Raw genomic sequence first — 11,770 nt, 5'->3', positions numbered from 1 at the left:
AGATTGGGGCGAAGCCAGCGTTCCGCTTCTGCTAAAGACCAGCCTTTACGTTCAGCGTATACTTCCAGCTGGTCTTTATCGATTTTACCCAGGCCGAAATATTTCGCTTCAGGATGGGAGAAATACCAGCCACTGACACTGGCCGCAGGCATCATGGCAAAGTGTTCAGTGAGTGACACGCCGGCATTTTCTTCACCGTTCAATAGAGCGAACAATGCCGTTTTCTCCGTATGGTCCGGGCAGGCCGGGTAGCCGGGCGCTGGACGAATACCGGCGTATTTCTCCCTGATCAGCTCTTCATTACTGAGCTGCTCATTGGAGGCATAACCCCAGTACTCCTTGCGCACTTTTTCATGCATACATTCAGCAAACGCTTCGGCAAAACGGTCTGCCAGTGCTTTCACCATGATGCTGTTGTAGTCATCACCGGCTTGTTCATATTGCCTGGCCAGTTGGTCTGCACCAATACCTGCCGTTACCACAAAACCGCCCACATAGTCTGGCAGGCCTGATGATTCCGGGGCCACAAAGTCAGACAAGCTGTAATTGGGCTTATCCTCCGGTTTTGGTGCCTGCTGACGGAGGTGATGCAGGATTGTTTTGATGTGGCTTCTCTTTTCATCCTGATAGATGGCCAGGTCATCGTGATTGATCTGGTTGGCGGGCCAGAAACCAATGGCTGCCCTGGCACGGATCAACTTTTCGTTGACCAGTTTATCCAGCATCTGCCGTGCATCGTGATACAGGCTGGTGGCTGCTTCGCCGACCACTTCATCTTTCAGAATGGCGGGAAACTTACCGGCCAGATCCCAGGTCATAAAGAACGGAGTCCAGTCGATGTAATTGACCAGTTCTTCCAGCGGGAAGTCATCGAACACTTTAACGCCGGTAAACGTCGGAACCGGTGGCTGGTATCGGGACCAGTCCGGTTTGAAGGCGTTATCCAGGGCTTCCTGGTAGGTGAGCAGTGCCCGTTTGTTGCTCCGTTTTCCGTGACGGATCCGGATTTTTTCATACTCGGAGCGGGTCTCTGTCACCAGGGCGGGCTTTAATGAATCACTCATCAGTCGGGTTGAAATCCCCACACTGCGGGAGGCATCGGTGACATAGATGGCCAGATCATCCTGGAACTGCGGCTCAATTTTTACCGCCGTATGGGCCCGTGATGTGGTCGCTCCACCAATCATCAGTGGGCGTTTGATGCCCTGACGCTGCATTTCACTGGCCACATAAACCATTTCATCCAGTGACGGGGTAATCAGACCGCTGAGCCCGATAATATCAACGTCTTCTTCCACTGCGGTTTTCAGAATGGTTTCGCAGGGAACCATCACCCCAAGGTCAATAACCTCAAAGTTGTTACAGGCCAGAACGACACCGACAATGTTTTTACCAATGTCGTGTACATCACCTTTTACCGTGGCCAGCAGAATCTTGCCATTGGATCGTGCGCTCTCGCCTTTCTCTTCCTCGATAAAAGGAACAAGATGAGCAACCGCCTGTTTCATCACCCGGGCACTCTTCACCACCTGGGGCAGAAACATTTTACCTTCACCAAACAGGTCACCCACCACGTTCATGCCATCCATCAGTGGGCCTTCAATCACCTCAATAGGACGGCTGGCGGCCAGTCTTGCCGCTTCAGTATCGTCAACAATCCAGGTGGTAATGCCTTTGACCAGCGCATGTTCCAGCCGTTTGTTAACAGGCCATTCCCGCCAGGCCAGATCTTCCTCTTTTTTGCCGGAAGAACCACCTTCCCGATATTGGTCTGCAACGGCCAGCAGTGCTTCAGTCCCATTCGCTGAGCGGTTGAGGATGACGTCTTCAACCTTGTCTTTCAGCTCCGGGGGAATTTCTTCATAGATCTCCAGCTGTCCGGCATTGACAATGCCCATGGTCAGTCCGGCCTTGATGGCGTGGTAGAGAAAGACCCCATGAATGGCTTCCCGAACCGGGTTGTTCCCCCGGAAAGAGAAAGAGACATTACTGACCCCACCGGAACTCATGGCGTGGGGCAGATTCTCGCGAATGTATTGCACCGCATTGATGAAATCCACCGCATAGTTATTGTGCTCATCAATACCGGTGGCCACGGCAAAAATATTGGGGTCAAAAATAATGTCCTGGGGCGGGAAGCCGACGTCATTGACCAGAATGTCGTACGACCGCTGACATATTTCTATTTTCCTGGCTTCGGTATCCGCCTGACCCTGCTCATCAAAGGCCATAACCACAACGGCGGCCCCATAATTGCGGCAAAGACGGGCCTGATGGCGGAAGATATCTTCACCTTCCTTCAGGCTGATGGAGTTGACAATGCCCTTGCCCTGAATGCATTGCAGCCCGGCTTCGATGACCTCCCACTTGGAGGAGTCCACCATGATCGGGACCCGGGAAATATCCGGTTCAGAGGCCACCAGATTCAGGAACGTAGTCATGGCGCTTTTGGCATCCAGCATCCCTTCATCCATGTTGATGTCGATAATCTGGGCACCGTTTTCCACCTGGTCACGGGCAACATCCAGGGCCGTATCGTAATCTTCTTCGATGATTAAACGTTTGAAGCGGGCGGAACCGGTGACGTTACAGCGCTCACCGACATTGACGAACAATGAGTCCCGATCAATGGTAAATGGCTCCAGACCACTTAAACGACAGGCCACCGGAATGGTTGGCATGACTCGTCGGGGAATATCAGCAACCTTGTCAGCAATGGCTTTAATGTGTGCCGGTGTGGTACCACAGCAGCCACCAATAATATTGACCAGGCCGGATTGGGCAAACCCGGCAACAATCTCTGCCATCTCATCGGGACTCTGGTCATATTCACCAAACGCGTTGGGCAGACCGGCATTGGGGTGAGCACTGGTCCAGGTACCTGCGCAGTTGGACAGTTCTTCAAGATAGGGGCGTAACTCACTGGCACCCAGGGCACAATTCAGACCAACGGACAGTGGCCGGGCATGTTCGACCGAATTCCAGAAGGCTTCTGTCGTTTGACCTGACAGGGTGCGACCGGAAGCATCGGTAATGGTGCCGGAAATCATGATCGGCAAGGCAAAGCCCAGCTGGTCGAACAGGTCTCGCACCGCATAGATGGCCGCTTTGGCGTTCAAGGTGTCAAAAATGGTCTCTATCAGCAGGATATCAGCGCCGCCTTCAATCAATGCTTTGGCGGCCTGCTGATAGGCGGTCACCAGTTCGTTGAAACTGGTATTTCGATAGCCGGGATTGTTGACATCAGGGGAGATGGAAGCGGTTCTGTTGGTTGGGCCAAGAACCCCTGCGACAAAACGGGGTTTTTCCGGGTTGGCGCGGGTGAATTCATCGGCCACTTCCCGGGCAAGACGGGCTGCCTGGTGATTAATTTCCGGTACCAGATCTTCCATCTGGTAATCTGCCATGGCGATGGTGGTGGCATTAAAGGTGTTGGTTTCCAGAATATCAGCACCGGCTGCAAGATACTCCCGGTGGATCTGTTGAATAATGTCCGGACGGGTCAATACCAGAAGATCATTGTTGCCTTTCACATCGCAGGCATGGCTGGCAAAGCGTTCGCCACGGTAGTCCACTTCCTCCAGCTTATAGTCCTGAATCATGGTGCCCATGGCACCATCAAGGATCAGAATGCGTTTTTCCAGCAGTTGTGTCAGGTCAGAGAGGGCTTTTTTTTGGTGTGGCGTAGCTTGCAGCATAGATAGCAGACCAATGTTATTTTTTCTAGCGGGCATAGTACCAGAACTTGGCTCCCGGATGCCTCTGGTTTCTGTTGGGTCAGGAAGAAGTGTAAGTGTATGGGTTCTGTAAATAAACGACCCATGGTACCAACATAGTGAAACCTTCTTCCATCGAGGGTATCCAATTGTTATGAAAAAATAGTTAAGCAGGAGGTAAATCATGGAGCCAATGAGTAGCAGCCACACCCGGATAAGGCTTAACTCCGGGGATGGGAAGATGTGTTCTGATACACGACCGTTGATGGTTACTCCAACATGTGATCAAGCGCTGACTGATGCAGCCGCGATCAGAGATGGTCATGGGAAGAGCTTTGTTAACAGGGAGGTTCGTGTAATTGAAGTGTCCGAACAGTTTCATGGAGTCAGTACAGGTGCTCTATTGAAACCGAGCCAGAGTGAAACGGTTCAGGTAGCGCTATGTGAAGGTGCGCCACAGGAAATTAAACCGCAGAGTGTCGAACATGTTGAACAAAAAACAGTTCTGGACCCGGAGATGTTGACCCGGCAGCTTGATGAAATAGAAACACAGATCATTGAACTCACCGGTGTTCATGGTGAGATACCACAAAAGGAATTGATGAGATTTAAGTTAGCTGCACTGTATATCCAGGAGAATATTCTCACAAGAATGTTGTACGGCATGGCAAGTCAGGAGGAAGCATTCAGTAAGTTGGAATCGCTTGGAGACTTATTACCACAGTCATCAAATGGTGCTGCTCTCATGAGGGTGCTGGATTTATGGTGGCTTCCCGGTAACGCGAAATACTTTCCTGAAACAACCACTATTTCTTTAAAGAGGCTTAATTCTGTTAGTGAGTATTTGGAGACAGCTCTCGGGGATTTGAATACAGTTGACGAGCCTTTTGACAAAGGCCGGTTGCTTTTTAACGACGAGTTGAAAAAAAAGCTGATCCCATCAGAAGGAAGCAGTGATAACAGCACTGCAAGTTCTCTTACTTCAGAATGTTTTAGTGAAAAAGAGTTTAAAGAGGTCTTGGGCAGACTTCTTAAAAAAGGGGGCAATGAATGTTTTACGGCCAGTCAGAATAGATCTCAAGTGCATGGCTCTGCTTTAAGTGATGTAGAGGATAATCCCTGCAGGGATGAATCGGAAGGCGTAAAAAGTAATAGTATTAAGAGGGAGTTATTAGAACAGTCATCCAAAGCTATGAAGTCTGACTTCAGTTTGACCAAGCTTGATAAATTAGTGGTTATTTTCCACCATCTTTACCAAATACATAACAATAAAATGTATATTGAATCACTTAATCTTACCAATATTGATGTTCTTGAAAATTATTTTAACGAGCTTTTATTGGAAACAGAGTTATCCATTTATGAGAAAGAGATTGCCTGGTTTGCTTTTCTACAATCATTAGGACATTTTTACTACAAGATAGCTATGGAGTGCACAGTCAGTTACTGTGCTGGAAATAGTAATTATGTAAAAACAGCTCATTATAATAAGGCAATAACTTACAATGCCAGGCTTCATAAAATGGCGATGGCAAGTATTAAAAGTGATGTTTGTCAGAGTGCTGACTTTTGGGTTTTAAGCCTGCTCGGTTCAGGGTTTCTGATGAATTATCGCTGGACATCCAGAGACAGGGCTCAATTAACCTCTCTAAGCATGGCGGTGGCGAGAAGCCCTAAACAGGAATCGGAGATTGCACTGGCAAAATATACCTGTTTTTCTATCGCAGAAGTTCTGGAGGATGTTGGAGCGTACAGAAGTGTTGCTGATAATTCTGAAAAATACAATACCTTTGCACTATTAACCATGCTTTGGAATGATCTTGGGTTTTCCCGTTGGCCATACTCAAACACCTTGAATCCGGAAAAAGCGCTTGAATATCTGGAATTCATTCGATATGAAATAGCCAGTAATGATAATCAAAGTGCCGAATTGTTGAAGCAATCCATGGATATTGCCTGTGAATTTAATAAATTGATGCAGGGGTCGACGCCGATTTCACAGCTGTATTCTGAAAGAATCGCCCTGTATTACTTTATGCGGAATGATCCTCAAAAGGCATCGGAACTTCTTAAGTTTACCAAGGGTAAAAGCAAATCGCTTTATTTTGGGCTTTGCATGGCATCAAAGGGTGAATACCTGTTTGCCATTCAGTTTATTGAAAAGGATAAAATTAAAGATGCTTGTATTAAAGCACTGTTAGGTATTCTGTGCGAAAGGCATGCCAGCTCTAAGAACGAATCATCTGAAGAATATAATGAATTGCTCACAAAAGCAGAGCTTAATTATCGGGCCGTGATTGGCTCACGGCCTGAAATGAATAAATATTTAGCCATGTTGATTGAAAAACGAGGGCATCTGTCAGACTCGCTAAAACACTGGAAAGCTTACCGCTGTTTTTTACATGATCAGGAAGATAAAAGTAATATAAGGTCGGTAAGGTTTAAAATTCCCATGGAGATTAAACTGGTTGGTGAAAAAATTCTGGAGTTGGAGAGCCTGATAGGGGGAATTAAATCTGAGAAAAAGGCCGAGTCACTATTGGGTGATGATAAATCTTATGGCCAGGGAACTGTGGAAAAGAAGCCTGAACGTCAACCTGCCAGGAAAAGGAAAGGCAAGAAAAAGAGCCAACCTGCTGCCGATAGGAAACCGGCTTGCCAGGAACAAAAGCCAGCAGACATCCACAGCGAAAAGCGTTGTTCTATTCAAGTGCCGAATCCCGGGGCTGAGCTACATCTTACCAGTGGATCAGAGTTTGAGGGACAAACCGATCCTCAACACCATTATCAACAGGGCCTGAACGAAAACCAATGGCAGCTGGTCACTGGGAAGTCTGACCCGTTTCGGCTTGTTGTGAATCAAGGGGTTAAAATTCCTGTTTGCTTTTCAATAAAAGAAGTCCAGCGTCACTGGGGAAATACCCGCAATTTGAGAAATGTTTTAACCAATCGGCTACTCTTCCTTGACATTGGCCGGGGAGATTATGATGGGGTTTTGGGACTCATTGATCAATATGTGGGCAAAACTGACAATCCGGTAGCACAGTTACACTTCATACAAAATAGAGAGTGGCTGTTGAGATGTAAGAGTTTTGATAACCGTGCACTTTATGTCCATTGTCGTCGTTCTGGGCAAACGATCCAGGCATTAAAGGCAGAGTTACGGTTATCTATTTTGCAGTGTGTGCGGGAACAGGTGGAGTCTGTTTTTCAGCATGCGTTTCAGTGCTTACCTACACCTCTGTGGTTCAGTAATCCCGAGTTGTTGAAAAAGGACATGAAATACCTGATAGATCACGTTCATCCTGAATTTTGTGTACAGGTTGGCGCTCAATTTTCAACAGCGGCCCATGTAATGAAAGATATTCACTGGGAGTTTACCTGCCAGAGGGTAACCGACCAGACATGTCGCTCACTGTATGGCCACTCCCCCGGGGACTATGCCAATTTGGCTGAAAAGTTCTATAACTTTCGTGATTTTATTGATCCTCAACATCTTTCGGACATTATTTAGCCCGGATGGCGACGCCGTTTTCCCGACAGGCTCCCAGGGTATCTATTGATCAATATAAATAAACAGGCGACAGATTATGGACCCAATAAGTAGCAGCCACAGCCCGGTAAGGCACAGCTCTGAGGGCGGGGAGGTGTGTTCTGATACACAACCGTTGGAAGTTACACCAACAGTATTGGTCGGTGAAAAAGCCCTGAAGGAAGCGGGCACGTTCAGAGATGGTCATGGGAAAAGCATTGCTAACAGGGAGGTTCGTGTCATTGCAGCTTCCGAACAGTCTCATGGTACACATGATCTGTTGAAATCAAGCCAGTGTACTTCGGAGCAAGTATCGCCGTGTGAAGGTTCGCAACAGGACGTTAAACCACAGAGCACTGAACATGCTGAACAACAGACAGCTCCGGATCCGGAAATATTAGCCCGGCAGCTTGACGAAATAAAACAACAGATTATTGATCTCACCAGGGTTCATGGTGAGATACCCCATCAGGAATTGATCAGGTTTAAGTTGGCGGCTCTGTATATTCAGGAGAATTTCCTCATAAGAATGTTGTACGGCATGCCAAGTGAGCAGGAAGCATTCAGTATGCTTTATTCTCTCGGAGACTTAATACCACCATCAAATGGCAATGCTCTCATCAAGGTGTTGAATTTATGGTGGCTTCCCGATAACGACAAATACTTTCCTGAAATTGAATCCTTAACGAAATTTTATTCCGTTTGTGAGCAGATGAAGGCAGTTGATAAGGAGTTGGAAAAATCTATTGAGTCTATTGATAAAAACAAGCTTTTTCTGAAAGCTTTTGAGAAGTTGAAAAAAGCAGTTGTCTCATCAGAAGGGGACAGTGATAGCAGTAGTTTAAGTTCTTTATCTTCAAAGTTACTCGCTAAAGAGTCAGAATGCAAAGAAGCTATGGTTAGAATAAGATCTATTATTGAAAAAGTTCACCATGAAACGGCTATTGCTGGCTATAATCGGTGCCAAATGCATAGCCCTGCTTCAGGTGATGTAGAAGAGTGTCGATACGGGGATGAACCGGGAGCCGTAAAAAGTAACAGTGCCAGGGAACAGCAGGAGGGACAATTGGCTGAAGTTGCAAGATCTCCCTTTAGTTTGACCAAACTTGATAAAGTGGTGATTATTTTTCACCATCTCTACCAGGAATATTGTGATGGTCATTATGTTGAAGTAGTTAATGCTGGCAATGTTGACTTTCTTGATAATTACTTTAACGCACTTTTATTAGAAACAGAGTTGGCCGTTCATGAGAAAGAGATTGCCTATTTTGCTTTTCTTCAGGCATTGGGACATTTTTACAACAAGGTAACTATGGAATACTCAATGTCATCCTATGGCTACTCTTCCGGAAAAAATGCTGCTGTAAAGTTAGCCCTCCCGGGACAGGTAAAAACATACAACCGTATTCTTCATAAAATGACGATTGCCAGCGTTGAAAGAGGCATCTGTCGTGTTGCTGACTATTGGGTTTTAAACTTTCTGGCTGCAGGATTCTTGGTAAATTATCGCTGGAAAACGACTGACAGGGTCCAATTAGCCGCACTAAGCTCGGTATTGGAGAGATGCCCTAAACAGGAATCAGAGATTGCACTGGCAAAATGTACATGCTTTGCAATCGCAGAAGTCCTGGAGGATGTTGAAGTATTTAGAAGTGTTGCTGAAAACTCTACAAAATACAATACTCTGGCACTGTTAACCATGCTCTGGAATGATCTTGGGTTTTCCCGTTGGCCTTACTCTACCACTTTGAATCCGGAAAAGGCACTTGAATACCTGGAATTCATTCAAGTGGAAATAAATGACCATAAAAATCAATCTGCTGAAATAGTCAAAAGAGCTATGGATTATGCTTATGAATTAATTCTATTGATGCGTGGATCGACACGAAGTGCACAACTGCGTTCTGAAAGAGTTGCCCTGTATTACTATATGCTGGGTAATCCTTCCAAGGCATCAGCGCTTCTTGAATTTGCCAGGCATAAAAGTAAAACACTTTATTTTGGACTTTGCATGGCCTCAAAGGGTAAGTATCAATTAGCGATTCAGTTTATTGAAAAGGACAACATTAAAGATGTTTGTGTAAAAGCATTGTTAGGTATTCTTTACGAAAAGCTGGCCAGCTCTCAGGGCGAGTCAAGTGAACAATTTACAGACCTGCTGAATAAAGCAGAAGTTAACTATCGGTCGGCGACTGGCTCACGGCCTGAAATGAATAAATATCTTGCCATGTTACTTGAAAAACGAGGAGACCTGCCAGGCTCACTGAAGCATTGGAAAGTTTACCGATGTTTTTTACATGACCAGGCTGATAAAAGCAATGTAAGGTCGGTCAGGTTTAAAATCCCCATGGAGATTAAACTGGTTGGCGAAAAAGTTCTGCAATTGGAGAACCGGTTAGAGGAAATTCAATCTGAAAAAAATGCCTGTTCATTATCGGGAGATAATAAATTTCACTGTAAAGAGGCTGAGGGAAAGGCACCCGAAAGTGGACCTGCCAGGAAAAGCAAAGCCAGGAAAAAGAGCCCGCCTGCTGTCGTCAGAAGGCAAGCCTGCCAGGAACATCGCCAGGAGAAAAAGCTAACTGACGTCCAGAGTGAAAAGCACTTTGCTATTCAAATGCCCGATCTTGAGTCAGAGCGAAAACCTGACAGTGAATCAGAGCTTGAGGAACAAACCGATCATCAGCAACAGAGCCCGGACGAGAACCAGTGGCAACTCGTTACTGGCAAGCCTGAGCCGGTTCGCCTTACTGTGAATCAGGGCGTTAAAATTCCTTTTGGCTTGTCAATAAAAGAAGTTGAGCGTCACTGGGTGTATACCCGCGCTTTCAGAAATGATTTAACCAATCGGTTGCTCCTCCTTGACATAGGCCGGGAAAATTATAATGGGATTTTGGCAATCATTGATCAATATGTGGGTAAGATTGAAAATCCTGTAGCACAGTTACACTTTATCCAAAATAAACAGTGGCTGTTGAGATGCAAAAGCTTTGATAACCAGGCGCTGTATGCCCAATGTCGCTATTCCGGACAATCGATCCAGGCGGTAAAAGCAGAGTTACGGTTATCTATTTTGCAATGTGTGCATGAACAGGTGGAATCTGTTTTTCAGCAAGCCTTTCAGTGCCTGCCTTCATCGCTTTGGTTCAGGAACCCCGAGTTGTTGAAAAAGGACATTAACTGTCTGATAGGTCACGTTCATCCTGAATTTTGTGTGCAGTTTGGTGCTCAATTCTCAACAGCGGCACATGTCATGAAAGACATTTTTTGGGAGTTCACCTGCCAGAGGGGAAAAGGCCAGACGTGCCGCTCACTGTATGGCCACTCCCTTGACGACTATTCCGATTGGGCAGATAAGTTCTATGACTTTCGTAATTTTATCGATCCACAGCATGTCTCGGATGTTATTTAATGGATACCTGCTCAATGGCAACGCCGTTTTCCCGACAGAACTGTGATAGTTCTTCCTGGGGATTGCGGTCGTACTGGATGTCATAAACAATGCGCCGGATACCGGCCGCTAACAGGTTTTTGGTGCATTGATCACAGGGGCTGTGGGTCACATAAGCGGTAGCCCCCTCTATGGGAGTACCCAGCCGTGCTGCCCAGATAACCGCATTGAGTTCAGCATGAATTTCATGCCTGAGTGACCAGGGGTGGTGTTCTTCGTAGTCAGCCTCATTACAGTTGATATAGCCTGAAGGCGTGCCATTAACCCCTGTGGAAAGTACCCGCCCATCCTTGACCAGCAGACAGCCTACCTGAAGGCGCACACACTTTGATAATTTGGCCAGGGAGTGGGCCATCTCCATATACACAGTATCAACCGATCTAATGCCCTTGCTATCAGTGGCCATTGGTCATTTGTTCCTTGAGTTTTCTGAAAACGTCGTCTTTACGCTTACCAGACACAGAAGCTATTAATTCAGGCTCTGGCGCAATGCATCATTAATAAACTGATTCAAACTGCGGTTACTGGCCGCTGCTGCCACACTGGCGGATTCGTGCAGATCCGGGTCAATACGCAGGTTCAGCTTGCCGGAGAAAGACTTGCGTGGCTCTATACCTTCCTCCTGACAGGCCTCCAGAAACACCTTCAGGGAGACTTTGCCTTCCTGGTGCAGGCTTTTGACATCCGCCGCGTAAAAATCTGCGCCGCCATTCAGGCCAATAAACTCGCCACGGAACAGGTCAATGTCCGGGTCGTAAGTAATGACAGCGATATAGCCGTTGATGTTCATCTGGTTAATCATGGCGTCACTCCGTGGTTCTCCAGCCACCGGCGGATACTGGCCACCGCGCCCTTGTCGGTATCCGGTGACGGATGTGGGCGGTGAAAGATCCGTACCTCACCAAACAGTACCACCTTGATCCGGCTGCCTTCACGCTCTTCAACTTTGGCACCAAGAGCAAGAAACAGGTTTTCAATATCGGCCCAGTGAATGCTGCCGCTGACCGGTCTGGCAAACAGTTTGCGCAGTGTCGTGGCATGTTTCTTTTTCATTGTATTGATTGGTAAATA

Annotated in this window: 6 protein-coding genes; 2 read left to right on the top strand and 4 right to left on the bottom strand. The window is 46.8% G+C overall.

The genetic code is table 11. The features are described 5' to 3' along the window. A partial coding sequence (gene metH / locus ACO6V1_RS19545) for a methionine synthase (protein WP_422468117.1) occupies nucleotides 1-3,698 on the bottom strand: 3,698 nt, incomplete at its 3' end. 259 nt (nucleotides 3,699-3,957) lie between these two features. Here metH and ACO6V1_RS19540 point away from each other — a divergent pair. After that, nucleotides 3,958-7,230, top strand: coding sequence for a hypothetical protein (locus ACO6V1_RS19540; protein ID WP_422468115.1), 3,273 nt, complete (start codon nucleotides 3,958-3,960; stop codon nucleotides 7,228-7,230). 298 nt (nucleotides 7,231-7,528) lie between these two features. Next, entirely contained in the window at nucleotides 7,529-10,660 is a 3,132-nt protein-coding gene (locus ACO6V1_RS19535; protein ID WP_422468113.1) for a hypothetical protein, read from the top strand. On the opposite strand, the gene ACO6V1_RS19530 is transcribed toward ACO6V1_RS19535, so the two are convergent. The 3 genes from ACO6V1_RS19530 to ACO6V1_RS19520 form a co-directional block, all read right to left on the bottom strand. After that, entirely contained in the window at nucleotides 10,653-11,105 is a 453-nt protein-coding gene (locus tag ACO6V1_RS19530; RefSeq protein ID WP_422448158.1) for a deoxycytidylate deaminase, read from the bottom strand. The two genes, ACO6V1_RS19535 and ACO6V1_RS19530, sit on opposite strands and share 8 nt — an antisense overlap. A gap of 63 nt (nucleotides 11,106-11,168) precedes the next feature. Then, nucleotides 11,169-11,501: a type II toxin-antitoxin system HicB family antitoxin gene (locus ACO6V1_RS19525; RefSeq protein ID WP_422448156.1), complete on the bottom strand. Its 333-nt coding sequence runs from the start codon at nucleotides 11,499-11,501 to the stop codon at nucleotides 11,169-11,171. Continuing rightward, nucleotides 11,498-11,770 (bottom strand): type II toxin-antitoxin system HicA family toxin (locus ACO6V1_RS19520; RefSeq protein ID WP_422468111.1); only part of this gene is annotated, 273 nt, incomplete at its 5' end. The genes ACO6V1_RS19525 and ACO6V1_RS19520, both read right to left, overlap by 4 nt.

Origin of the sequence: Endozoicomonas sp. ALC013, from assembly GCF_049310205.1 — a bacterium.
GTDB lineage: Bacteria > Pseudomonadota > Gammaproteobacteria > Pseudomonadales > Endozoicomonadaceae > Endozoicomonas.
Note: the sequence above shows the minus strand (reverse complement) of the source record. Positions and strands in the feature narration are given on the sequence as shown.